A 23,170-nucleotide genomic window follows, 5' to 3' on the forward strand; every position below is an offset into this window, starting at 1 on the left:
CGACCCCGACGCCGGGTCCGCCGCGGGGCCACCCGCGCGCCCGCACCCCACGAACCCCGGCGGCGGCGGCGACCCTGCCGCCGCCGGTACCACCCCTCCCGACCCCGGACCTGTCCACCTCGACGACGAGGAGCCGTCATGACGATCCTGAGCGAGAAGCGCCCCACCACCCCCGACGTCGAGCCGGACGTGACGATCGACGTCGCGCACCTGGAGCACCTCCTGCTCGGACGCTGGGCCGAGGTCCGCCGTGAGGCCCGGGAGTTCCTGCGGGACCCGCGGCTGCACCGCGACGAGAGCCTGCCCATGGCGGCGCACCGGGAGCGCGTGCTGGAGCAGCTGCGCATCCTGGCCCGTGAGGGCGACGTGCTGCGGGCCTTCCCGTCCCGCCTGGGCGGCGCGGACGACCACGGCGGCAGCCTCGCGCGGTTCGAGGAGGTCATCACCGCGGACCCGTCGCTGCAGATCAAGGCGGGCGTCCAGTGGGGGCTGTTCGCGTCGGCGATCCTGCACCTGGGCACCGAGGACCACCACGACCGGCTCCTGCCGGGTGCCATGTCCGTGGACGTGCCCGGCGCGTTCGCGATGACCGAGACCGGCCACGGCTCGGACGTCGCGAGCATCGGCACGACGGCCACCTACGACCCGGACACGGAGGAGTTCGTCCTGCACACCCCCTTCCGGGCGGCGTGGAAGGACTACCTCGGCAACGCGGCGCTGCACGGGACGGCCGCCGTCGTCTTCGCGCAGCTCATCACGGCGCGCCGGGGCGAGCAGCCGGTGAACCACGGCGTGCACGGCTTCTACGTGCCGATCCGCGACCCGCAGACGGGGCAGTTCCTGCCCGGCGTCGGCGGCGAGGACGACGGCCTCAAGGGCGGGCTCAACGGCATCGACAACGGGCGGCTGCACTTCGACCACGTGCGCGTCCCGCGCCGGGAGCTGCTCAACCGCTACGGCGACGTCGCGGCGGACGGCACGTACTCCTCGCCCATCGCGAGCCCCGGCCGCCGGTTCTTCACCATGCTCGGCACCCTCGTGCAGGGCCGGGTGTCCCTCGACGGCGCCGCGGTCAACGCCGCCAAGATCGGGCTGACGGTCGCCGTCACCTACGGCAACCAGCGCCGCCAGTTCGCGGGCCCGGGCAACGACGAGGTCGTGCTCCTGGACTACGCGGAGCACCAGCGGCGCCTCCTGCCCCGCCTCGCGCACACCTACGCCGCGGCCTTCGCCCACGAGCGCCTCCTCCAGGCGTTCGACGGCGTCTTCTCCGGCGCCTCCGACACGGACGAGGACCGCGAGAACCTCGAGACGATCGCGGCCGCGCTCAAGCCGTCGTCGACGTGGCTCGCCCTCGACGTCCTCCAGGCGAGCCGCGAGGCCTGCGGCGGCCAGGGTTTCATGGCCGAGAACCGGATGACCGGCCTGCGCGCGGACATGGACGTGTACGTGACGTTCGAGGGGGACAACACCGTCCTGCTCCAGCTCGTCGCCAAGCGGCTCCTCGCCGACTTCGCCGCCCACTTCAAGGACGCCGACACCGGTGCGATGGCGCGCTACATGGCCGGCCGCGCCGCCGACGCCGCCCTGCACCGCACCCCGCTGGCCCGCGTCGTGCAGACGCTCGCCGACGGCGGCGACGTGCGTCGCTCGGTCGGCCACCTGCGGGACGCCGAGACCCAGCGCGAGCTGCTCACCGACCGTGTGGAGACCATGGTCGAGGAGCTCGCCCAGGCCGTGCGGCCCGCGCAGAAGGCCCCGCGCGACGTCGCCGCGGACATCATCAACGAGAACCAGCACGCGATGATCGAGGCGGCCCGCGCCCACGCGGACCTGCTGCTGTGGGAGGGCTTCACGGCGGGGCTGGCGAAGGTCGAGGACGAGGGGACCAAGCAGGTCCTCACCTGGCTGCGTGACCTCTTCGGCCTGACCGTGATCGAGCGGAACCTGGCCTGGTACCTCATCCACGGCCGCCTGTCCGCGGGGCGGGCCCGGTCGGTCAGCTCGTACGTCGAGCGGCTCCTGCGCCGCCTGCGCCCGCACGCCCAGGACCTCGTCGACGCCTTCGGCCTCGCGCCGGAGCACGTCCGCGCGGAGATCGCGACGGGCGTCGAGGCGCAGCGCCAGGACGAGGCACGGGAGTACTACCGCCGGCTGCGGGCGAGCGGTGCCATGCCCGTCCCGGAGAAGTCGCTGTCCCCCGAGCGCCGCAGGGCCTGAGCCCTACGGCCCGGCCGACGGCGTCGCGAGCACCGCCTCCACGACGTCGTCGGCCCGGGTCTCCGGGAGCCAGTGCCCGGCGGCGAGCGGGACGACGCGGTAGGGCCCGACGACGTACCGGGCGGTCGCCCCGACCGCGGCCGGCGCGAAGAACGGGTCGTCCACGCCGTGCACGTAGGTCGTGGGGACGCGGACGCGGCCGGCCCCGAACCGGTCGCGGACGCGCAGCGCCCGGTACCAGGCCAGCGCCGCCGTCAGCGCCGGCCAGGCGTCGTCCACCGCGGGGGCGCTCATCCGCCGCACGTAGCGGTCGACGTGGCCGGCGTCGAGCCCCGACCCGCTCAGCAGGCGGCGCAGGCGGGCGCCGTCGTCGGCCAGGAGGCGGCGCTCGGGCCGGCGCGGCAGCTGGAAGCCGGCGATGTACGCCGAGCGCCTCGCCTGCCCCCGCCACAGCGCGTCGCGCATGGCGGCCGGGTGCGGCGTGGACAGCACGGTCAGCGCGGAGACCCGCGGCGCCCGCCGGCTCGCGACGGCCCAGGCGACCGTGCCGCCCCAGTCGTGGCCGACGACGTGCGCACGCTCCACCCCGGCCGCATCCAGGAGCGCGACGACGTCGTCGACCAGCTCCCGCAGGACGTAGGCGCGCAGCCGTGTCGGCCGCGCACCGGGGGAGTACCCGCGCTGGTCCGGCACGAGGACGCGTCGGCCGGCGGCGGCGAGCCGGGGCGCGACGTCGTCGTACGCGGTGCCGTCCTGGGGGAACCCGTGCAGCAGGACGACCGCTGGCCCGTCGGCGGGACCGGTGTCGCGGACGTCGAACGTGAGGCCGTCACGGGTGACGGTGGTGAGGCGGTCGGTCGGGGCCATCCGGGCATCCTGTCCGGCGGCGCGCGCTCAGGCCAGCAGGGAGGCCTGCAAGGACGGCCGGTGCGTCTCGATCCAGGTGGCGTCGTCCCGCCAGACGTCGGCGTGCCCCTCCTCGGCGAGGCGCGCCCACGGCTGCGTGCCGGTGCGCCGGCCGTCCTCGAGCAGGGTGTGCATCGACCAGGCACGTGGCCCGAGCAGCTGGGCCAGACGGTGCCGGCCGGCCTCGCCCAGCCCGTACCCGTCGGCGAGGGCGCACAGGCGGTCCCCGGCGACCCGCAGCGGCATGCCCGGGCCGAGGGGCACGAACCCGTGCGCGGCGTAGGCGAGGTCCCAGCCGCGCGTGCCCGGGGCGGACGCGTCCCAGTCGATGAGGACCATGCGGTCCTCGGCGAGCACGAGGTTCCACGGGGCGACGTCGTTGTGGACGACGAGGTCCTCGCCGTCGGTGGGGACGGGGCAGTCCCAGACGGCGTCGGCGGGCGCGGTCCAGCCGTCCAGCGCGTCGTGCAGGGCACGCAGGAGGCGTCCGACCGCGGCGGCGTCCACCGGCGGGCCGGCCGGGTGCGCCATCCGGCCGGGGACCCACTCCAGGACGTGCCGGCCGTCGTCGTCGACGCCGTGGCTGCGGGGCGCGTGCCGGAACCCGACCTCGGCCAGGTGGGTGAGGAGGGCGTGGACGGCCGGGGTGTGGCGGCCGGCCGGCTTGCGCACGGTGTCACCGATCCGGACCACCGCGGTGCTGACGTTGCCTCCGTCGAGGGTGACGGGGACCTCGTCCCCGGCCTCCTGCTCCGTGGCCCCCGCCCGCGGCCGCCGCACCACGCTAGGAGTCCCGCTGGGTCGCCGCGAGCGACCGCTGGACGTCCCACGCGTGGTGGTGGGCGTCGTGCGCCACCGCGCCGACGACGGTCCTCGCGTCCAGCCGGCCCCGGCGCGAGTGCTCCAGGACGACGTCCGCCGCGACGGCCGCGCGGGCGACCGTGGCCCAGGCGTCGGCGGCATGCCCGAGCGTCCACAGCGCCGAGGGGAGGGGGACCGCGTCGTAGCGCTTGACCGCGGCGACGTCGTCGGGCGCGGCGCTGACGTACTCGCGCTCCCAGCCGGCCAGCGCGGCGGCGAGGCCCGCACCCCAGCCGAGGAGGTTGTCGGCGACGTGCTGGACGTACCCCGCGACGCTCCAGCCGAGGTCCGGGTGCCGCTCGGTGCCCTCGGCGCCCTCCACCAGCGCCGTGAAGCGCCCCGGCGCCTCCCGGACGACGGTGATGGCCTCCTCCGGGGTCAGGTCCCAGCGGTAGCCGCAGTCGCGGCAGGGGTCCCCGAACGCGGCCGGCCCCCACGCGGGCCGGGGTGCCGTGCTCTCGGCGCTCATCCGCCCAGCACCTCCCCGAGCTCGAACCGGACGGGCCGCTCCAGCTGGGCGTAGGTGCACGACTCCGGCTCGCGGTCCGGACGGAAGCGGACGAGCTGCGTGGTGTGCCGGAACCGCGGGCCCTCCATGTGGTCGTACCGCACCTCGACGACGCGCTCGGGGCGCAGCGGCACGAAGGACAGGTCCTTGCCGGAGTTCCACCGGCTCCCCGCGGCCTCGGTGGGGGTGCGTGTCCCGGAGGCCTGCGCCTGGGCCGTCCACGGGTGGTCGGCCGCGTCGGTGACGAGCGGCTGGAGCTCCGCGAAGAGCTCCTTGCGGCGCGCCATGGGGAACGAGCTGGTGACGCCCACGGAGGCCAGGCGCCCGTCGTCGTCGTAGAGGCCGAGCAGGAGCGAGCCGACGGCGTCGTCGGCGGCCTTGTGCACGCGGTACCCCGCCACGACGCAGTCCGCGGTGCGCTCGTGCTTGATCTTCGCCATGACGCGCTTGTCCGGCTGGTACGGCTGCTCCGGGTCCTTGGCGACGACGCCGTCCAGGCCCGCCCCCTCGAACTGCTCGAACCAGCGGCGGGCCTCGTCGAGGTCTCGGGTGAGGCGCGTGCGGTAGACGCCCGGGCCGTCGCCGCGGACGGCCGCCTCCAGGCGGGCGCGGCGCTCGCGGAACGGCAGGCCGGTGAGGTCCTCGTCGTCGAGCGCGAGCAGGTCGAAGGCGATGAAGACGGCGGGCGTCTGCTCGGCGAGGAGCCGGACCCGGGAGGCGGCGGGGTGGATGCGCTGCAGGAGGGCCTCGAAGTCGAGCCCGGTGGCGTCGGCGTTCGCCACGACCACCTCGCCGTCGAGGACGCACCGGTCCGGGAGCTCGCGCAGGGCGGCGGTGACCACCTCGGGGAAGTACCGCGTGATCGGCTTGGTGTTCCGGCTGCCGATCTCCACCTCGTCGCCGTCGCGGTAGACCACCGCGCGGAACCCGTCCCACTTCGGCTCGTACCAGTGGTCCGGCGGGATCTGGGGGACCGCTTTCGCCAGCATCGGGGCGACGGGGGGCATCACCGGCAGGTCCATCGGCCCAGTGTGGTCCGCCGACGACGCCGCCGCATCCCTCCGTCACCCGCCGTCGCCCCGCCTCCACCCGGGCAGAGCCGCTGCTGCGGTGGTGCGGGACGCCCGTCCGGCCCAGGCTGGTCCGTATGCCCGCGCTGATGGCCCTGGTGCCGGTGGCCGTGCTCGTCGCGGCCCACCTGCTCGCCACGCACCTGCGCGGGCTCGCCGGGCGGCACGAGGCCGCCGTGGTGTCGGCGGCCGGCGGCATCTCGGTCGCCTACGTCTTCCTGCACCTGCTGCCCGAGGTGGCCGCGGGCGCCCGGGTCGTGGGGGAGTCCGTCGAGGACCTGCTCGTGCACGTCGCGCTCCAGGAGCTGCTCGTGTTCCTCGTGGCGCTCGCGGGCTTCACCGTGTTCTACGTCGCGGAGCGGTACGCCGCGCAGCACGGCTCCGCACGGCACGGGGGCCCGGGGGCGTCGTCGTCGGCGTTCGGCGTGCACCTCGCGGCCTTCGCCGCCTACAACGTCGCCGTCGCGTACACCCTGCCGGAGCGCGTGGCGGAGGACCCGCTCAGCGCGGCGGTGTTCACGCTGGCGGTGGCCGTGCACGTGCTCGTCGTCGACCGGGGTCTGGACGAGCACCACCCCCGGCGCTACGGGCGGGTGGGCCGGTTCGTGCTCGCCGGGGCCCTCCTGCTCGGCTGGCTGCTCGCCGCGGTCGCCGCCCCGACGAGCTCCCTCACGGTGAGCCTCATGACGGCCGTCGTCGCCGGCTCGGTGCTGCTGACCGTGTTCCAGGAGGAGCTCCCCCGGGCTCGGGAGAGCCGCACATGGCCGTTCCTCGCCGGCCTCGGCGGCAACGCGCTCCTGCTCCTGGCGCTGGCCGTGCTGGAACCGGCGACCACCGCCTGACGCGGGGCCCGGGCGCGGGCCTCAGTCCGGGTTGCAGCGGGCCGTCAGGGTCGCGAGCAGGCCGACGTCGGGGCGCCACGGCTCGAGGTTCCACGACTCCTTGTCGGGGGCGCCGACGGCGTGGCACTCGAGCTGGTCGCGCATGCCGGGCGCGACGGCGTCGGCGCCGAGGTCGGCGCGCGCACCCAGGGCGGACCACACCGCCTCGACCCCCGCGGCGCCGCCGGCCCGGACCCACGGCCGCGGGACGACGACGAGCGACAGTCCGCCCTCGTCTCCGCGGTCCGCCCAGTCCGCCGAGAGGAGGGGATCGCCCCCGACGACGACGCGCGCGTCGCCCGCGACACCCTCCTCACGGGCGAGCCCGCGGATCTCGAGGAGGCCGTCCGCACCGGCGCTCAGCCGCGCGCCCTGCGGCACCACGCCGACGACGACGTCGCCGCCGCGCAGCACCGCCGTGCCGTCGGTGAGGACCTCGACGGTGCTCCCCGCCGGTCCGGCGACGAGCAGGGTCGGTCCGTCGACCGCTCCCGCCGGGTCGCCGGGGGGAGGCGACGGGACCGGGAGCGACACCGCGACGTCGTCGGGCACGGGCTGGGGCGGCGGGGCGTCCGGGCCGGCCGCCGGGGCGACGTGGACGGTGACCTCCCCGAGCGGGACGGCGCGCCCGGACCGGCGGACGTCGTCGGCGGAGGGCACGGCCGGACCTGCCTCGGGCGAAGCGCCGGGCGCCTCACCGGGGGCTGTCGTGACCGTCACGGGAGGGGACGGGTTCGGCGTCGGGCCGCCCTGTCCTCCCGCGGTACCGCACGCGCAGAGCGTCAGGAGCGCAGCACTCGTCGCGAGCGCGCGGACGACCGGACCGTCTCTCCATCGGGGGCGCACCGCCCTATCCTCCCGCCGCCGGCCGCCCGGTGACGCTGCTCGACCCCCTGCCCCCACGCGGTGCCGACGACGACCAGGACCGCGCCGACCACACCGGCGGGGCCCAGCCGGTCCCCGCCGAGGGCGAGCCCGACGACGAGGGCCCACAGCGGCTCGGTGCCGAGCAGCAGGCTCACCCGCGACCCCGACGTGCGGCGCACCGCCCACATCTGGACGGCGAACGCGAAGACCGTCCCGACCAGCGCGAGGTACACCAGCGCCGCCCACTGCGCGGCGCCGAACGAGGCCGCGACGACGGTGGGCGGCTCCCCGACCGCCAGGCTCGCCAGGACGAAGACGCCCGCCGCCGTCGTCATCTGGACGTGCGTGAGCCGGCCCGAGTCGTACGCGCGACCCGCGGTGCGGCGGTGCATCAGGACCACGTGGACCGCCCGCACGGCGGCCGCCACGAGCACGAGCCAGTCGCCCAGCGCGGGTGCGCTGAACCCGTCGCCCGACCCGGACGCCAGCAGCGCCACCCCCAGGACCGTCACGGCCGTCGCGGCGAAGAACGCCCGGGGCAGCCACGACCGCCCGACGACGCTCTCCAGGAGCGGGGTCATGACGATGGTCAGGCTGATGATGAGGCCCGCGTTCGTGGCGCTGGTGTGGGCGATGCCGTAGGTCTCGAAGGTGAGGATCGTGGCCAGCACGAGCCCGAGCAGCACCCCCGCGGCCGTCTCCCCCCGCGGCCGGGGTGCCCGGCTGCGGAGGGAGAACGGCACCATGGCGACGGCCGTGAGGGCGAACCGGAGCGCGAGCACCGCGACGACGGTCCCCGGCGTGACGATCCCCTTGGCGGCGAGGTAGGTCGACCCCCAGACCGCGGCGACGAGCAGCAGCAGCACGTCGATCCCGCGACCCGTACCGGCGCGCCCAGTCATCCCGTACCCCCCCTTGTGCGGGTCGAAGAGTGGCACCGAGCGGCGAGTGCGCGCCACCCCGTCCCGGCCACCGTGCTCCCCGCCTCTCACCCCGCGCACCCGGCCCGCCGCCGGGCCCGTGAGACGCCGACCGGGGGTCCCAGGGGCGCCGAGTACCCTGGCGCCGTTCCGTGCGGCCCACCTGGTAGGGGATCGATGAGCACCTCGTCCGACACGTCGCCCGAGCTCGGGACCGACGTCCAGCGCCCGCATCCCGACGCCGCGGAGACGCCTGCCGACACCGTCGAGCACGCCGCCGCGACCCCTGACCTCGCGCTGCCGTGGGCCGAGCTCGGCCTCAAGCAGGACGAGTACGAGCAGGTCGTGACGCTCCTCGGCCGCCGGCCGACCGCGGCCGAGCTGGCCATGTACTCGGTCATGTGGTCCGAGCACTGCTCGTACAAGTCCTCCAAGGTGCACCTGCGCAAGTTCGGCGAGCGCACCACGGACGAGATGCGCAGGAACCTGCTCGTGGGCATCGGCGAGAACGCGGGTGTCGTCGACATCGGCCAGGGCTGGGCGGTGACCTTCAAGGTCGAGAGCCACAACCACCCGAGCTTCGTCGAGCCGTACCAGGGCGCCGCGACCGGCGTCGGCGGCATCGTCCGCGACATCATCTCCATGGGTGCGCGCCCCGTCGCCGTCATGGACCAGCTCCGGTTCGGCGCGATCGACCACCCGGACACCGCGCGCGTCGTGCACGGCGTCGTCGCCGGCGTCGGCGGCTACGGCAACTCCCTCGGCCTGCCGAACATCGGGGGCGAGGTCGTCTTCGACCCGGCCTACCAGGGCAACCCGCTGGTCAACGCGCTCTGCGTGGGCGCGCTGCGCCACGAGGACATCCACCTGGCCAACGCCTCCGGCGTGGGCAACAAGGTCGTCCTCTTCGGCGCCCGCACCGGTGGCGACGGCATCGGCGGCGCGTCGATCCTGGCCAGCGAGACGTTCGACGACGCCAAGCCGTCCAAGCGCCCCAGCGTCCAGGTCGGCGACCCGTTCATGGAGAAGGTGCTCATCGAGTGCTGCCTCGAGCTGTACGCCGCGGGCGTCGTCGAGGGCATCCAGGACCTGGGCGCCGCGGGCATCTCCTGCGCCACGAGCGAGCTGGCCTCCAACGGCGACGGCGGCATGCACGTGGACCTCGAGAAGGTGCTGCTGCGCGACCCGACGCTCACGGCCGGCGAGATCCTCATGTCGGAGTCGCAGGAGCGGATGATGGCGGTCGTCACGCCCGCCAACCTCGACCGCTTCCTGGAGATCACGGGGAAGTGGGACGTCGAGACCGCCGTCATCGGCGAGGTGACGGGCGACGGCCGGCTGACGATCGACCACCACGGCCGCCGCATCGTCGACGTCGACCCGCGGACCGTCGCGCACGAGGGCCCCGTCTACCACCGGCCCTACGCCCGCCCGCAGTGGATGGACGGCCTCAACGCCGACACGGTCAGCGGCGAGGAGGGCGCGGCACGCTACCCGCGGCCCAGCACGCCCGACGAGCTCCGCGAGACCCTCCTGCGCCTGGTCGGCTCGCCGAACCTCGCCTCCAAGGCCTGGGTGACCGACCAGTACGACCGCTTCGTCCAGGGCAACACCGCGCTCTCGCAGCCCGACGACGCGGGGGTCATCCGCATCGACGAGGAGTCCGGGCTCGGTGTGGCCCTCGCCACGGACGCCAACGGCCGGTACGCCAAGCTCGACCCGTACGCGGGCGCCCAGCTCGCGCTGGCCGAGGCGTACCGCAACGTCGCGACGTCGGGCGCCCGGCCGCTTGCGGTGACCGACTGCCTCAACTTCGGCTCCCCGGAGGACCCGGACGCGATGTGGCAGCTCGTCGAGGCCGTCGAGGGCCTGGCGGACGCGTGCCGCGAGCTCGGCGTGCCGGTGACCGGCGGCAACGTCTCCCTCTACAACGGCACCGGTGAGCCCGGCACGATCGACTCGTCCATCCACCCGACCCCCGTCGTCGGCGTCCTCGGCGTCCTGGACGACGTGCGTCGGGCGACGCCGTCGGGCTGGCGGACGCCGGGTCAGGCCGTCTACCTCCTCGGGACCACGCGGGGCGAGCTGGACGGCTCGGCCTGGGCCGACGTCGTGCACGGCCAGCTCGGCGGGCTTCCGCCTCGGGTGGACCTGGACGCGGAGCGCCGCCTCGCGGCGGTGCTCGTCACCGCCTCCCGCGACGGGCTCGTCGACGCCGCGCACGACCTGTCCGAGGGCGGCCTCGCCCAGGGGCTGGTCGAGGCGAGCCTGCGCTACGGCGTCGGCGCCCGCGTGCGGCTCGACGAGCTCTGCGAGCGCGACGACGTCACGCCGTTCGAGGCGCTCTTCGCGGAGTCGGCCGCCCGGGCGCTCGTCGCGGTGCCGCGCAGCGAGGCCCAGCGGCTCGTGGACCTGTGCACGGCGCGGGGCGTCCCGTGCCTCGCGATCGGCGTCACCGACGACACGGGGGACGCCGACGGCGTGCCGGCGGGCGTCACGGCGACCGGTGGTGGTCCCGTCCTGGAGGTCCACGACCTCCTCACCGTGACGCTCGCGGAGCTCGAGCACGAGCACCGCGCGACCCTGCCGCGGGCCTTTGCCTGACGGAGCGACAGCCCGCGGACGTGCGGGTGACGCCGCGTCGAGGGACCATCGGCCTGTCCGGGGTACCCCGACGACGGGGGACACTTCCCCGGGCGACCGCACGACCTCGCGGCCCCCTGGCCGCACCACCCCGCGGTCCACGCCGCGGGCCCGCCCGCGGCCGGTCGGCCGCAGACCGTGGCCCGCCCCGCACGACCGCTCGGCCCCACGGGCCGCACGACCCGACCGACCCCGGCACCGCGCCGCCCCCTGAGGAGTCCCACGGTGGAAGCCGCACTCGAGTCCACGTTCCAGCAGGTGCTGCGCCGCAACCCCGGCGAGCAGGAGTTCCACCAGGCCGTCCGCGAGGTCTTCGACTCGCTCGGCCCGGTGCTGCGCAAGAACCCGCGCTACACCGAGGCGGCCGTCCTCGAGCGGCTGTGCGAGCCCGAGCGCCAGATCATCTTCCGGGTGCCGTGGGTCGACGACGCGGGCCGTGTCCAGATCAACCGCGGGTTCCGGGTCGAGTACAGCTCCGCGCTCGGCCCCTACAAGGGCGGCCTGCGCTTCCACCCGTCCGTCTACCTGGGCATCGTCAAGTTCCTGGGCTTCGAGCAGATCTTCAAGAACGCCCTCACCGGCATGCCGATCGGCGGGGGCAAGGGCGGCTCGGACTTCGACCCGCGCGGCCGGTCCGACGGCGAGGTCATGCGCTTCTGCCAGTCGTTCATGACCGAGATGTACCGGCACCTGGGGGAGTACACCGACGTGCCGGCCGGCGACATCGGCGTCGGCGCGCGGGAGCTCGGCTACCTCTTCGGCCAGTACAAGCGCATCACCAACCGCTACGAGTCGGGTGTCCTCACGGGCAAGGGGCTCACGTGGGGTGGCTCGCTGGTCCGCACCGAGGCGACCGGGTACGGCACGGTCATGTTCACCGAGCAGATGCTGCTGACCCGCGGGCTCGCGATGGACGGGATGCGCGTGAGCGTCTCCGGCGCGGGCAACGTCGCCATCCACGCGGTGGAGAAGGCGCAGGCGCTGGGCGCCCACGTCGTCACCTTCTCGGACTCCTCGGGCTACGTCGTCGACGAGGGTGGGGTGGACCTGGCGGTCCTGCGCGAGGTCAAGGAGGTGCGGCGCGGCCGCGCCGAGGACTACGTGGCCCTGCGGCCCACGGCGACCTTCGTCGCGCGCGGCTCCGTCTGGGACGTGCCGGCGGACGTCGCGCTGCCGTGCGCGACGCAGAACGAGCTGAGCGGTGACGACGCCAAGACGCTGCTCGGGAACGGCGTCCGTGCCGTCGCCGAGGGTGCCAACATGCCCTGCACGCCGGACGCGGTCGCGCTCTTCCAGGACGCCGGGGTGCTCTTCGGCCCGGGCAAGGCCGCGAACGCCGGCGGGGTCGCGACGTCGGCCCTCGAGATGCAGCAGAACGCGTCCCGGGACTCCTGGACGTTCGAGCACACGGAGGAGCGGCTCGCCGAGATCATGGTCGGCATCCACGACCGCTGCGCGCGCACCGCGGAGGAGTACGGCTCGCCCGGCGACTACGTGCTCGGCGCGAACATCGCCGGCTTCCAGCGGGTCGCCGACGCCGTGCTGGCCCTGGGCGTCATCTGACCGAGCCCGTGCCGCCCCGTCGTCGTACCGACCCCGTGGAGGGGCGCGCCGCCGTCGCGGCGTGGCTCGCGGCGCCCGACGACGCCCCGCGCGCGACCGTGCGGACGGCCGTCCGCTTCACCCTGGAGGAGCTGGCGGCCGTCGCACCGGGCAACGCGGTCGAGGTCCGGGTGCCGCCCGACGGCGCCGTCCAGGCGGTCGCCGGCCCGCGGCACACGCGCGGGACGCCGCCGAACGTCGTGGAGACGGACCCGGTGACGTGGCTCGGGCTCGTCACGGGCGGGATCGGCTGGGCGGACGCGGTCGGCGCGGGACGGGTCGGGGCCTCGGGCGAACGGGCGGACCTGTCGGCGTGGCTGCCGCTCCAGGCCGCACGTCGCCGCGGCTGACGCCTGGCACGTTCCCCGGCGCGCCTCCGACGGTGACGTGGCGCGCATGCCGACCAGGCGCCCAGCACGATCGGACGCCAGGGGAACGGGGTGCGGCCATCTGGCGAACGGCCACGGAACCCTCGTGGACAACAGTCCACGCTTCCGCGCAATCCCTTCCATTTCACCCGGGTGACCCATACGGTCATGCCGTCCCCGGCGCCACCCTGCGCCGACGACGCGACCATGGCCAATGGAGGTCCGTCCGATGCAGTCCTCACGGCGCCTGACCCGGCGTCTCGTTCCCCTGACCGCCGCCGGCGCCCTCGCCGGCACCCTCATCGCGGCGCCCCCCGCCGTCGCCGACAACCACACAGTCACGATCGACATCCTCGGCATCAACGACTTCCACGGCCGCGTCGAGGCCAACGGCGTGGTCGCCGGCGCCGCCGTGCTGGCCGGTGCCGTCTCGCAGTTCGAGGCCGCCAACCCCAACACGCTGTTCGTGTCCGCGGGCGACAACATCGGGGCGTCGACGTTCACGTCCTTCGTCGCGCAGGACGTCCCGACGCTGGACGTCCTGGAGCTCATGGACCTCGACGTCTCCGCGCTCGGCAACCACGAGTTCGACCAGGGCCGGGTGGACCTGGACGACCGCGTCATCCCGTACGTGAGCGACACCTTCCCGTACCTCGCGGCCAACGTGTACGACCGGGCGACGGGTGCGCCGGCGTTCGTCGAGTTCCACGTCGAGACCGTCGACGGTGTGGACGTCGGCTTCATCGGCGCCGTCACGGAGGACCTCCCGGCGCTCGTGTCCCCGGCCGGCATCGCGTCCCTCGAGACCCGCGCCATCGCGCCGGAGGTCAACCGGGTCGCCGCTGCGCTCTCGGACGGCGACGCGGCCAACGGCGAGGCCGACGTCCTCGTCGTGCTCGTCCACGAGGGCCCGGCGACCGCGTCCGAGGCGGACATCACCGACACGGAGGCCGCGTTCGGCCAGATCCTCCGCGACCTCAGCGCCGAGGTCGACGCGGTCTTCTCGGGCCACACGCACCGGGTGTTCACGTACGAGCAGGCCCGTGACGGGCGGGTCGCCCGCCAGGTCGTCCAGGGCGGCCAGTACGGCGAGGATCTCGCGCACATCGAGCTGACGGTGGACCGGACGACCGGTGACGTCGTCGCCGCCGCGTCCGAGGTGCTCCCGCTGACCGTCGCGGTGCCGGCGCCGACGCCGCGCGACCCCAGGGCCGTGCGCTACGACCCGCTGTACCCGGCCGACGCCGAGGTCGCCGCGCGCGTCGCGGCCGCCACCGCCAACGCCAAGGTGCTCGGTGCTGTCGAGCTCGGCTCGATCTCCGACGACATCAACCGCGCCACGCAGCCGGGCACGGACTCGAGCGGCAACCCGGTCGTCGCGGAGAACCGCGGCGGCGAGTCGACGCTCGGCAACCTCGTCGCCGACGTGCAGCTCTGGGCGACCCAGGACCTCGGCACCGAGATCGCCTTCATGAACCCCGGCGGCCTGCGCAAGGACCTGGTCTACGCGCCCGACGGCATCGTGTCCTACCTCGAGGCGGCGGAGGTCCAGCCGTTCGCGAACACGCTGACGGTCCTGACCCTCACCGGGCAGCAGATCGTCGACGTCCTGGAGGAGCAGTGGCAGCCGGACGGGTCCAGCCGCCCGTTCCTCAAGCTCGGCGTCTCGGGCCTCACGTACACCTACGACCCGACCGCCCCGCGGGGCGAGCGCATCACCCAGGTGTGGGCCGGCGACCAGGCGCTCGACCTGGCGGCGTCCTACCGCGTCGTGGCGAACTCCTTCCTCGCCGCAGGTGGTGACAACTTCCTGACCTTCGCGGAGGGCACGCAGCGGGCCGACTCCGGCCGCATCGACCTGCAGGCCTTCGTCGACTACATGGCGACCTTCGGCTCCGGTGGCTCCGCCGTGTCGCCGGACCTCGCGCAGCGGGCCGTCGGGGTGACCCTCGTCGACGCACCCGCCCAGGGCTACGCCGCCGGCGACACCGTCACGGTGAACCTCGCGTCGCTGCTGTTCACCGGCGCCGACGGCCAGGCGTCGACCGTCGAGCTCTCGGTGGGCGGCACCCAGGTCGCCACCGCGCAGCTGGACGGCGCCGCGGTGCCGGGCACCGACGACTCCGGCCGGGCGACGGTCAGCTTCACCGTGCCCGAGACGGGCACCCCGGTGCTCCCCGGCGCCACACTCGAGGTCGCGGTCACCGTCCCGGGGAACGGCACGTCCACGTCGTTCGTCCTGCCGCTCGCGGCGACGACGGCGTACCTCGAGGACGTGCAGGCGGCTCCGCGCACCTTCAGTGCGACCGTCGTCGTGACCAACACGACGGACGCGCCGGTGTGCGGCTGGTCGCTCGTGGCCACGGTCGACCAAGGCGACCGGATCCTCACCGGCAAGCAGGTCGCCGCCGTGCGGCAGACCGGCACGACGGTGACCTTCACGCCGAAGGGCGGGTTCGGCAGCCTGGATGCCGGCGAGAGCGTCCGTATCCCGGTGCAGGGCCAGCACGACGGCGCCCTCGAGGCACTCGACGTGACGTCGTTCAGCACCACCGCGTGCGGCTGACGCCCACGTCCTGAGGAGAGGCCCCCGGCGCGCGCCGGGGGCCTCTCTGCGTCCGGGTATCGTCGCGCTGTGAGCAGCACCGCCGTTCCCGAGGGTGACCCGACGCCGGAGGACCTCGAGCGCAGCGCGCAGCCCGCCCGGCTGCGCCGCGCACCGCGCTACCGCGGCTTCGCGCTCGCCGGCGTCGTTGTCGGCGTCCTCGTCGCGGTCGTGGCGGTGGCCCTCTCCGGCCCCGCGCGCGAGGGCGCCCCCCTGGACACCGTCTCCGTCCTGCTCCTGCTGGCCGTGGTCCTGGGCACCTTCGGCGCGCTGCTCGGCGCGGCCGTCGCCGTCGTCGTCGACCGTCGCTCGCTCCGGGCGAGCCGGCCTGCGAGCCGGCCTGCGAGCCGCCGTGCGGGCGGCGGCACGAGTGCGCCCCCGGCCGACGACGCCGCCCCGACGGCCTGACCCGGCCCTCGCCCAGCACCCGGTCACCGGGTCGGCGATCGGGAGACCGTGTGCCACCATGGCCGTGTGGCGCGCCCAGACGGACGACTGACGCACGACCTCCTCCCCGGCGAGAAGGGCCCCCAGGACGCCTGCGGCGTGTTCGGGGTCTGGGCTCCCGGCGAGGACGTCTCCAAGCTCACGTACTTCGGCCTCTACGCCTTGCAGCACCGCGGCCAGGAGTCGGCGGGCATCGCGACCTCCAACGGCGAGCAGCTGCTCGTCTACAAGGACATGGGCCTCGTGTCGCAGGTCTTCGACGAGACGGCCCTCAACGCCCTCACCGGGCACATCGCGATCGGGCACACCCGCTACTCGACGACGGGCGGCTCCACCTGGGAGAACGCCCAGCCCACGCTGGGCGCGACCGCTGCCGGCACGGTGGCCCTCGGCCACAACGGCAACCTCACCAACACCGCCGAGCTGGTCGAGCTCGTGGCCGAGCGCTACGGGCCGCAGCGGCGCGGCGAGCTGGCGCGCGGCAACACCACGGACACGGCCGTGATCACCGCCCTGCTCGCCGGCGACCCGGACCACACGCTGGAGGCCACGGCACTGGAGGTCCTCCCGCGCCTGCGCGGTGCCTTCTGCCTCGTCTTCATGGACGAGCACACCCTCTACGCGGCGCGCGACCCGCACGGCGTGCGTCCGCTCGTCCTCGGCCGGCTGGAGCGCGGCTGGGTCGTGGCGAGCGAGACGGCGGCGCTGGACATCGTCGGAGCGTCCCTCGTGCGCGAGGTCGAGCCCGGTGAGCTCATCGCCATCGACGCCGACGGCCTGCGCACCACGCGCTTCGCAGAGCCCACGCCCACCGGCTGCGTCTTCGAGTACGTCTACCTGGCCCGTCCGGACACGACCATCGCCGGCCGGTCCGTCCATGCCGCGCGGGTCGAGATGGGGCGGACGCTGGCGCGCGAGCACCCCGTCGACGCGGACCTCGTCATCCCGGTACCGGAGTCCGGCACGCCCGCGGCGATCGGCTACGCGGCCGAGTCGGGCATCCGCTACGCCCAGGGCCTGACGAAGAACGCCTACGTGGGCCGCACGTTCATCCAGCCCTCGCAGACGCTGCGGCAGCTGGGCATCCGGCTCAAGCTCAACCCGCTGCGCGAGGTGATCCGCGGCCAGCGCCTCGTCGTGGTGGACGACTCGATCGTCCGCGGGAACACGCAGCGGGCCCTGGTGCGGATGCTCCGTGAGGCGGGCGCCGCCGAGGTGCACGTGCGGATCTCCTCGCCCCCGGTGCAGTGGCCGTGCTTCTACGGCATCGACTTCGCCTCGCGGGCCGAGCTCATCGCGACGGGCCTGCGCCCGGAGGAGATCGGCCGGTCCATCGGCGCGGACTCCCTCGGCTACATCTCGATCGAGGGGATGGTCGCCGCCACGGACCAGGCGTCGTCGCGGCTGTGCACCGCGTGCTTCACCGGGCGGTACCCCATCGAGCTGCCGTCCGCGGACCGGCTCGGCAAGAACCTGCTCGAGCAGAGCGAGCTGCCCCTCGGGGCCCCGGAGGACGGGCTGTCCACCCTCATGACGTCGACCGGTGGCGCGGGCGCGCTCCAGCACCCGTGACGGGCCGGCACGCCCAGCCCGTGGGGGACGCCCCCGCCGGCGGGGTCACCTACGCCGCGGCGGGCGTCGACACCGAGGCCGGTGACCGGGCCGTGGAGCTGATGAAGGACGCGGTCCGCGCCACCCACGGCCCCGCGGTGCTCGGTGGCGTCGGTGGCTTCGCCGGCCTGTTCGACCTCTCCCTCGTCGCCCGGTACCGGCACCCCCTGCTGGCCACCTCGACGGACGGCGTCGGCACCAAGGTCGCGATCGCTCAGGCGATGGACGTCCACGACACCATCGGCTTCGACCTCGTCGGCATGGTGGTGGACGACATCGTCGTGGTCGGCGCCGAGCCGCTCTTCATGACCGACTACATCGCCACGGGACGCGTGGTGCCGGAGCGGATGGCCGCCGTCGTCCGCGGCATCGCCGCCGCCTGCTCGGAGACGGGCACCGCCCTGGTGGGCGGGGAGACCGCCGAGCACCCCGGCCTGCTGGGACCGGACGAGTACGACGTCGCGGGCGCCGCGACCGGCATCGTCGAGGCCGACGACGTCCTCGGCCCGGAGCGGGTCCGGGAGGGCGACGTCGTGCTGGCCATGGCGTCCTCCGGGCTGCACTCGAACGGCTACTCGCTGGTGCGCCGCGTGCTGGAGGTCTCCGGGTGGGGCCTCGAGCGCGAGGTGGCGGAGCTGGGCCGGACGGTCGGGGAGGAGCTCCTCGAGCCGACCCGCCTCTACACGCGCCCGTGCCTGGAGCTCGCACGCGCCGAGGGCGCCGCGGTCCACGCGTACAGCCACGTCACGGGGGGTGGGCTCGCCGCGAACCTGGCGCGTGTGCTCCCGACGGGTCTGGTCGCCGAGGTCGACCGCGCCGCATGGACGGTGCCGCCGGTCTTCGAGATGGTCCGTCGGCTCGGGGGAGTGCCCTGGGAGGACCTGGAGCGCACGCTCAACCTCGGGGTCGGCATGGTCGCCGTCGTCGCACCCGAGGCCGTCGACCGTGCCCTGGTCGCGCTGGGGGAGCGCGGCGTGCCCGCGTGGGTGCTCGGCACCGTCCAGGCCGACGACGGCGCCCAGGGACCCGACGTCGTGCGGGGCACCAAGGGCGTCGACGGCGGAGCGGTCAGGATGCGCGGGGCCTACCGGGTCTGAGGCGTGGCCCCGGGGCCGCGGCCGACATCCTCTGCCCGCGCCGGGTTCACCAGAGCGGCGGTGCCCGGCCAGGGACACGAGAACCGCGGTGCCGGAGCGGCACCGCGGTACGTGTTTCTCGTGAACGGGAGCCGGGACGCTCACGCCACCGCTGACCGCTGGCGGCCGAGCTGCCCGGCTCGAGCGCGTCAGCGCCTGTCGCCGCCCCAGTCGGAGTCCTCGTCCGTGTCCCGGTCCTCGACCTCCGAGGTGGCGAGACCACCGCGGGACGTGCCCGCCGTGAGCTCCTGCTCGAGGGCACGGAGGTTGGGCTCGTACGTGGAGTACTTCAGTTCGCGAGCGACCTTGGTCTGCTTCGCCTTCTGACGGCCGCGCCCCATGGCATCGACCCCCTCTAACGTGGAAGCGGGGCGGCATCGTGTCACCACGAGCGGCCCCGAGGAGCTGTTAAGTCGTCGTGCGCTAACGGTACATGGTCCGCGGGCGCTAGAGCGAGCCGCCCGCAGGCGGCCCACAGCCGTTCACCCGGCACAACGCGCCGACGGCCCCCGCCATTCCGCGATCGGAGGGCGGGGAGCCGGACCGGTGCGCGGCCGCCGGTCGGTCAGAGCTTGCGGACGATCTTCTGGACGACAGTGAGGGCGACGAAGGCGCCGGTGCCCAGGAGGATCCAGCCCGTCCGCGTCGCCTCCGGCTCGTCCGGGGAGCGGACCTCGCCCGTCGCGCGGCGCTTGAGGTCGGCGACTGCGATCTTCACCTCGTCCACCGCCTCCTGCGCGAGGTTCTTCGGGCTCAGGCGGTCGGAGAGCTCGTCGACCGTCGACCGCAGCTCCTCGCGGGTGCGGCTGATGTCCGCCTCGATCTTGTCGCGGGACGTGGTGCTCATGAACGGAACCCCTCCTTGACGGCCTGCACGTCGAGCTTGACGTTCTCCTGCGCCCGGGCGGGAGTGGGCGGGACGCCCTTCTCCATCGCCTTCTTCCCGACGAGGGCGAGGACGCCCGCGAGGAGGAGGAGCACCAGGCCGACGATCAGGGCCGCGAGCCACGGTGAGAGGGCGTTCGACAGCCCCAGGATCGCGGTCGTGACGAGGGCGGCGAACCCGAAGAAGCCGAGGAAGGCGGCGCCCGCGAAGAGGCCGATCCCGGTGCCGGCGTGCTTCGCCTTCGTGGCGAGCTCGTCCTTGGCCAGCTGGATCTCGTTGCGGACCAGCAGCGACAGCTTCTCCGACAGCTGGCTCACCAGCTCGCCGATGCTCGGGCGGTCCTCGCGCCCGGACGTCCTGCGTGTGCTCGTCACCTCACCACGTCCTTCAGGTCCCTGGTCGTGTGGCCGCGGCGCCCGCGGCGGGCGCTCCCTCGGCTCATCCTGTCCTACAGCCAACAGGCGTGGGGCAACTCTGGCAATTCGTCGGGGGTGCCCCAGTGATCTTGCCGCGCCCGGGGCCGTCGCGCGAGTCCGACGACGACGCCCCGCCGGCGGACCGGGCGGGGCCTGAGGGGGAGTGCGGCACGGGTCGGGACATGGTGTGCGCGACACGTGTTCGGGTGGTGCTGGTGGCCAGACGCGGGTTCGAACCGCGGACCTTTCGATTTTCAGTCGAACGCTCTACCAACTGAGCTATCTGGCCGAGACACCGACGCCCGGTCAGATGACCGGGCGCTGTGCCGAGCGACCCCGACGGGACTTGAACCCGCGACCTCCGCCGTGACAGGGCGGCGCGCTAACCAACTGCGCTACGGGGCCTTGTGGTGGATCACAAGGATACCGGTACTGCGTAAGCCTGCTGACTGCTCGTACCCCCAACGGGATTCGAACCCGTGCTACCGCCGTGAAAGGGCGGGGTCCTAGGCCGCTAGACGATGGGGGCCAACCTTCCGATCGACGCCCGTCACGTTACCGCGCCGTGGACCTCGCACAGCATACGGGTCACGGCGGGGATCTCCAAAGTCGCGGCCCACGGCGCGGTGACCTGGGCGGACAGGCCGGAAGGGCCCGAGCGGAGGTCGCGAGAGCGCCGTCGGGCGCCTCCCGGGGACGGCCGGGGCGAGGCGTCGGTCGAGGCCCGTCGTCGGCCACAATGGTCCGGTGGTGGACATGTCGCGGGAGGCGTTCGAGGACGCGGTGCGGGACGCGTTGGACCTCGTGCCCCCCGAGCTCGCCGAGAAGATGGACAACGTCGTGGTGCTGGTCGAGGACGACGCGCCCGAGGACGACCCCGAGCTGCTGGGCCTGTACGAGGGTGTCGCGCTGACGGAGCGGGACGGCTGGTGGGCCGCGGGCTCGCTGCCGGACCGGATCACGATCTTCCGCAACCCGACGCTCGAGATCTGCGACACGGTCGAGGAGGTCGTCGACGAGGTGGCCGTGACCGTGGTGCACGAGATCGCCCACCACTTCGGGATCGACGACGAGCGCCTGCACGAGCTGGGCTGGGGCTGAGACGCCGCCCGGCGCCGCCGGCGCCCACGGGGTGCCCCGCACGGAGCACGAGGAGAGGACGCGCATGCGCATCGGGATCGTCCTGCTGCCGCAGGACCGCTGGGCCGTCGCCGCGCCGCGGTGGCGCCGGGCCGAGGAGTACGGCTTCGACCACGCCTGGACGTACGACCACCTCGCCTGGCAGTCGCTGGTCGACGAGCCGTGGCTCGCCACGGTGCCGCTGCTCGCCGCCGCCGCAGGGGTGACCGAGCGCATCCCGCTCGGGACGTGGGTCTCGCACCCGAACTACCGGCACCCGGTGCCGTTCGCCAAGGACGTCATGGGCCTGGACGACGTCACGGGCGGCCGGTTCCTCCTCGGCGTCGGCGCCGGCGGTACCGGCTGGGACGCCGACGTGCTCGGCGAGCGGCTCACGACGCGGGAACGGACCGACCGGTTCGTCGAGTTCGTCGACCTCATGGACCGGCTCCTGACGCAGCCGGTGACGGACTGGTCCGGCGACCACTACACCGCCGTCGGCGCGCGCATGCACCCCGGCTGCCTGCAGCAGCCGCGGGTGCCCTTCGTCGTCGCCGCCAACGGCCCGCGCGCGATGGCGGTGGCCGCCCGCCACGGCCAGGGCTGGGCGACGTACGGCCGGGTGGCCGACGACGACGGCCTGTCCCCGGCCCAGGCGCAGGAGGCGTGGTGGGCGCGGCTGGCGGGCGTCGTCGAGCGCTTCGAGCAGGTGCTGGCGGAGGCCGGCCGAGCCCCGGGCTCCATCGACCGCTACCTCAACATCGACGCGGCCCCGGTGTTCTCGCTCGCGTCGTTCGACGTGCTCCAGGAGGGCGTCGAGCGCGCCCGGGCGCTGGGGTTCACGGACGTGGTGGTGCACTGGCCCCGGGCGGAGGGCGTCTACGCCGGTCGCGAGGAGGTCCTGGAGGAGGCCGCGGCTCGCCTCGACGAGCTCCGGTCGGCGGGCTGACCGGCTCACGGGCGCTCGGCCGACGGTTCTCGTCAGGCGGTCGGCTGACGACACCCGTCAGGCGGTCGGCCGACCGCACCGTCCCGTCAGCGGGGGCGGCGGGCCTCCCAGGCGGACGCGGCCATCTCCGTGAGCGTGTGGCGCATCCGCCAGTCCAGGTCCCGGGCGGCCAGGTCGCCGGAGGCCACGATCCGCGCCGGGTCGCCCGGACGCCGCGGGGCCTCCTCCGGCACGAACGGGATGCCCGTCACCTCCGCCATCGTCGTCATGATCTCCCGGACCGAGACGCCGTCCCCGCTGCCGAGGTTGTAGACCGGCTCGAGGGTGCCACCGGCGGCGAGGGTGCGAGCGGCCGCGACGTGGGACCGCGCCAGGTCGGCGACGTGGATGTAGTCGCGCACGCACGTGCCGTCGGGCGTGGCATAGTCCGTGCCGTTGATGCGCGGCGTGCGACCCGCGAGCAGGGCGTCGATGACGAGCGGGAAGAGGTTGTGCGGGCTGGAGTCGTAGAGGTCCGCCCGGCCGGAGCCCACCACGTTGAAGTAGCGCAGGGACGTGTGGCGCAGGGGCCGGTCGGTTTCGGCGGTCGCGGTGGCCTGGTCGCGCAGCAGCCACTCGCCGATGAGCTTGGACTCCCCGTAGGGCGACTCCGGCGCCGTCGCCGTGGCCTCCGTGACGAGGTCCGTGTCCGGGGTGCCGTAGACGGCGGCCGAGGAGGAGAAGACGACCGCGTCGACGTCGGCCGCCTGCATGGCCTCGAGGAGCCGCGCGGTGCCGGTGACGTTCTGCTCGTAGGTGTGCAGCGGTCGCTGCACGCTCACGCCGGCGTACTTGTACCCCGCGAGGTGCACGACGCCGGTGACCGCGTGCTCGCGCATCGCGGTCCGGAGGGTCGCACCGTCGAGGATCGACGTCCGGACGAACGGGGTGCCGGCCGGGACGAACTCCTCGTGCCCGCTCGACAGGTCGTCGACGACGACCACGTCCATGCCCTCGTCGAGGAACGCCTGCACCACGTGCGCTCCGATGTACCCCGCTCCGCCGGTCACCATCCAGGTCATGCACGAATCCTATCGTGATCGAACGAGGTCGAACAGACCCGAACATCCGTGGGTGGAGCCAACGAGAACGGTCGGCGCCGGACGCACCGGTGCC

Annotated in this window: 21 protein-coding genes and 3 tRNA genes; 11 read left to right on the forward strand and 13 right to left on the reverse strand. The window is 74.4% G+C overall.

The window, feature by feature from the left end:
• The first annotated feature begins 138 nt into the window (after positions 1 to 138).
• Entirely contained in the window at positions 139 to 2,220 is a 2,082-nt protein-coding gene (locus N866_RS05300) for an acyl-CoA dehydrogenase family protein (RefSeq protein ID WP_034223674.1), read from the forward strand.
• 3 nt (positions 2,221 to 2,223) lie between these two features.
• Here N866_RS05300 and N866_RS05305 read toward each other — a convergent pair whose 3' ends face one another.
• The 4 genes from N866_RS05305 to N866_RS05320 are packed head-to-tail and all read right to left on the reverse strand — an operon-like array spanning position 2,224 to position 5,517.
• Entirely contained in the window at positions 2,224 to 3,087 is an 864-nt protein-coding gene (locus N866_RS05305) for an alpha/beta fold hydrolase (RefSeq protein ID WP_034223677.1), read from the reverse strand.
• A gap of 27 nt (positions 3,088 to 3,114) precedes the next feature.
• Positions 3,115 to 3,909, reverse strand: a complete 795-nt coding sequence (locus N866_RS05310) for a phosphotransferase (RefSeq protein ID WP_216699380.1) — start codon at positions 3,907 to 3,909, stop codon at positions 3,115 to 3,117.
• 1 nt (position 3,910) lies between these two features.
• Positions 3,911 to 4,456: a hypothetical protein gene (locus N866_RS22065; RefSeq protein ID WP_034223681.1), complete on the reverse strand. Its 546-nt coding sequence runs from the start codon at positions 4,454 to 4,456 to the stop codon at positions 3,911 to 3,913.
• Positions 4,453 to 5,517, reverse strand: a complete 1,065-nt coding sequence (locus N866_RS05320; RefSeq protein WP_034223684.1) for an ATP-dependent DNA ligase — start codon at positions 5,515 to 5,517, stop codon at positions 4,453 to 4,455. Before N866_RS05320 ends, N866_RS22065 begins: the two co-directional genes overlap by 4 nt.
• Before the next feature lie 125 nt (positions 5,518 to 5,642).
• Here N866_RS05320 and N866_RS05325 point away from each other — a divergent pair, with 125 nt between their 5' ends.
• Entirely contained in the window at positions 5,643 to 6,407 is a 765-nt protein-coding gene (locus N866_RS05325; RefSeq protein WP_034223685.1) for a hypothetical protein, read from the forward strand.
• 21 nt (positions 6,408 to 6,428) lie between these two features.
• Here N866_RS05325 and N866_RS22360 read toward each other — a convergent pair whose 3' ends face one another.
• On the reverse strand, positions 6,429 to 7,106 hold the full coding sequence (locus N866_RS22360) for a DUF2599 domain-containing protein (protein ID WP_034223687.1): 678 nt from the start codon (positions 7,104 to 7,106) through the stop codon (positions 6,429 to 6,431).
• Positions 7,107 to 7,228: 122 nt separating this feature from the next.
• Positions 7,229 to 8,215, reverse strand: a complete 987-nt coding sequence (locus N866_RS05335; protein ID WP_081802358.1) for a DMT family transporter — start codon at positions 8,213 to 8,215, stop codon at positions 7,229 to 7,231.
• A gap of 195 nt (positions 8,216 to 8,410) precedes the next feature.
• On the opposite strand from N866_RS05335, the gene purL reads away from it, so the two are divergent.
• From purL to purM, 7 genes are all read left to right on the forward strand, one after another.
• On the forward strand, positions 8,411 to 10,837 hold the full coding sequence (gene purL / locus N866_RS05340) for a phosphoribosylformylglycinamidine synthase subunit PurL (RefSeq protein WP_052022426.1): 2,427 nt from the start codon (positions 8,411 to 8,413) through the stop codon (positions 10,835 to 10,837).
• 264 nt (positions 10,838 to 11,101) lie between these two features.
• Positions 11,102 to 12,439 carry an NADP-specific glutamate dehydrogenase gene (gdhA, locus tag N866_RS05345; RefSeq protein WP_034223690.1) on the forward strand — a complete coding sequence of 446 codons (1,338 nt, stop codon included), beginning with the start codon at positions 11,102 to 11,104 and terminating at the stop codon, positions 12,437 to 12,439.
• Between the two features lie 8 nt (positions 12,440 to 12,447).
• Positions 12,448 to 12,828: a sterol carrier family protein gene (locus N866_RS05350; RefSeq protein ID WP_034223693.1), complete on the forward strand. Its 381-nt coding sequence runs from the start codon at positions 12,448 to 12,450 to the stop codon at positions 12,826 to 12,828.
• 247 nt (positions 12,829 to 13,075) lie between these two features.
• Positions 13,076 to 15,412, forward strand: coding sequence for a 5'-nucleotidase C-terminal domain-containing protein (locus tag N866_RS05355; RefSeq protein ID WP_162177290.1), 2,337 nt, complete (start codon positions 13,076 to 13,078; stop codon positions 15,410 to 15,412).
• Positions 15,413 to 15,481: 69 nt separating this feature from the next.
• On the forward strand, positions 15,482 to 15,859 hold the full coding sequence (locus tag N866_RS19765) for a CDP-archaeol synthase (RefSeq protein WP_052022428.1): 378 nt from the start codon (positions 15,482 to 15,484) through the stop codon (positions 15,857 to 15,859).
• A 66-nt stretch (positions 15,860 to 15,925) separates the two neighbouring features.
• Positions 15,926 to 17,470, forward strand: a complete 1,545-nt coding sequence (purF, locus tag N866_RS05365) for an amidophosphoribosyltransferase (RefSeq protein WP_034223697.1) — start codon at positions 15,926 to 15,928, stop codon at positions 17,468 to 17,470.
• A 20-nt stretch (positions 17,471 to 17,490) separates the two neighbouring features.
• Positions 17,491 to 18,606: a phosphoribosylformylglycinamidine cyclo-ligase gene (purM, locus tag N866_RS05370; RefSeq protein ID WP_034223748.1), complete on the forward strand. Its 1,116-nt coding sequence runs from the start codon at positions 17,491 to 17,493 to the stop codon at positions 18,604 to 18,606.
• Between the two features lie 188 nt (positions 18,607 to 18,794).
• Here purM and N866_RS05375 read toward each other — a convergent pair whose 3' ends face one another.
• From N866_RS05375 to N866_RS05395, 6 genes are all read right to left on the reverse strand, one after another.
• Positions 18,795 to 18,986, reverse strand: a complete 192-nt coding sequence (locus N866_RS05375; RefSeq protein ID WP_034223700.1) for a DUF3073 domain-containing protein — start codon at positions 18,984 to 18,986, stop codon at positions 18,795 to 18,797.
• Between the two features lie 224 nt (positions 18,987 to 19,210).
• Entirely contained in the window at positions 19,211 to 19,492 is a 282-nt protein-coding gene (locus N866_RS19770) for a DUF3618 domain-containing protein (protein WP_052022429.1), read from the reverse strand.
• Positions 19,489 to 19,905, reverse strand: coding sequence for a phage holin family protein (locus tag N866_RS05380; protein ID WP_034223703.1), 417 nt, complete (start codon positions 19,903 to 19,905; stop codon positions 19,489 to 19,491). The genes N866_RS19770 and N866_RS05380 overlap by 4 nt, the downstream gene beginning before the upstream one ends.
• 255 nt (positions 19,906 to 20,160) lie before the next feature.
• Positions 20,161 to 20,236, reverse strand: a tRNA-Phe gene (locus N866_RS05385).
• Positions 20,237 to 20,278: 42 nt separating this feature from the next.
• Positions 20,279 to 20,352, reverse strand: a tRNA-Asp gene (locus N866_RS05390).
• A gap of 51 nt (positions 20,353 to 20,403) precedes the next feature.
• Positions 20,404 to 20,476: transfer RNA gene (locus tag N866_RS05395), tRNA-Glu, on the reverse strand.
• A 227-nt stretch (positions 20,477 to 20,703) separates the two neighbouring features.
• Here N866_RS05395 and N866_RS05400 point away from each other — a divergent pair.
• Both N866_RS05400 and N866_RS05405 read left to right on the forward strand, forming a co-directional pair.
• Positions 20,704 to 21,048: a metallopeptidase family protein gene (locus tag N866_RS05400; protein WP_034223751.1), complete on the forward strand. Its 345-nt coding sequence runs from the start codon at positions 20,704 to 20,706 to the stop codon at positions 21,046 to 21,048.
• A 64-nt stretch (positions 21,049 to 21,112) separates the two neighbouring features.
• Positions 21,113 to 22,015 carry an LLM class flavin-dependent oxidoreductase gene (locus tag N866_RS05405; protein WP_034223706.1) on the forward strand — a complete coding sequence of 301 codons (903 nt, stop codon included), beginning with the start codon at positions 21,113 to 21,115 and terminating at the stop codon, positions 22,013 to 22,015.
• 86 nt (positions 22,016 to 22,101) lie between these two features.
• Here N866_RS05405 and galE read toward each other — a convergent pair whose 3' ends face one another.
• The gene (gene galE / locus N866_RS05410) at positions 22,102 to 23,076 is read right to left on the reverse strand and encodes a UDP-glucose 4-epimerase GalE (protein ID WP_034223710.1); all 975 of its coding nucleotides are present in this window, start codon (positions 23,074 to 23,076) and stop codon (positions 22,102 to 22,104) included.
• Between the last annotated feature and the right edge of the window lie 94 nt (positions 23,077 to 23,170).

The sequence above is a fragment of the Actinotalea ferrariae CF5-4 genome (assembly GCF_000603945.1).
Lineage (GTDB): Bacteria > Actinomycetota > Actinomycetes > Actinomycetales > Cellulomonadaceae > Actinotalea > Actinotalea ferrariae.

Excerpts from the sequence above, each read along its gene's own strand:
- N866_RS05300 (WP_034223674.1), top strand. The coding sequence starts at position 139 with ATGACGATCCTGAGCGAGAAGCGCCCCACCACCCCCGACGTCGAGCCG.
- N866_RS05305 (WP_034223677.1), bottom strand. The coding sequence starts at position 3,087 with ATGGCCCCGACCGACCGCCTCACCACCGTCACCCGTGACGGCCTCACG.
- N866_RS22065 (WP_034223681.1), bottom strand. The coding sequence starts at position 4,456 with ATGAGCGCCGAGAGCACGGCACCCCGGCCCGCGTGGGGGCCGGCCGCG.
- N866_RS05320 (WP_034223684.1), bottom strand. The coding sequence starts at position 5,517 with ATGGACCTGCCGGTGATGCCCCCCGTCGCCCCGATGCTGGCGAAAGCG.
- N866_RS05325 (WP_034223685.1), top strand. The coding sequence starts at position 5,643 with ATGCCCGCGCTGATGGCCCTGGTGCCGGTGGCCGTGCTCGTCGCGGCC.
- N866_RS05335 (WP_081802358.1), bottom strand. The coding sequence starts at position 8,215 with ATGACTGGGCGCGCCGGTACGGGTCGCGGGATCGACGTGCTGCTGCTG.
- purL (WP_052022426.1), top strand. The coding sequence starts at position 8,411 with ATGAGCACCTCGTCCGACACGTCGCCCGAGCTCGGGACCGACGTCCAG.
- N866_RS05355 (WP_162177290.1), top strand. The coding sequence starts at position 13,076 with ATGCAGTCCTCACGGCGCCTGACCCGGCGTCTCGTTCCCCTGACCGCC.
- N866_RS05375 (WP_034223700.1), bottom strand. The coding sequence starts at position 18,986 with ATGGGGCGCGGCCGTCAGAAGGCGAAGCAGACCAAGGTCGCTCGCGAA.
- N866_RS19770 (WP_052022429.1), bottom strand. The coding sequence starts at position 19,492 with ATGAGCACCACGTCCCGCGACAAGATCGAGGCGGACATCAGCCGCACC.
- N866_RS05400 (WP_034223751.1), top strand. The coding sequence starts at position 20,704 with ATGTCGCGGGAGGCGTTCGAGGACGCGGTGCGGGACGCGTTGGACCTC.
- N866_RS05405 (WP_034223706.1), top strand. The coding sequence starts at position 21,113 with ATGCGCATCGGGATCGTCCTGCTGCCGCAGGACCGCTGGGCCGTCGCC.
- galE (WP_034223710.1), bottom strand. The coding sequence starts at position 23,076 with ATGACCTGGATGGTGACCGGCGGAGCGGGGTACATCGGAGCGCACGTG.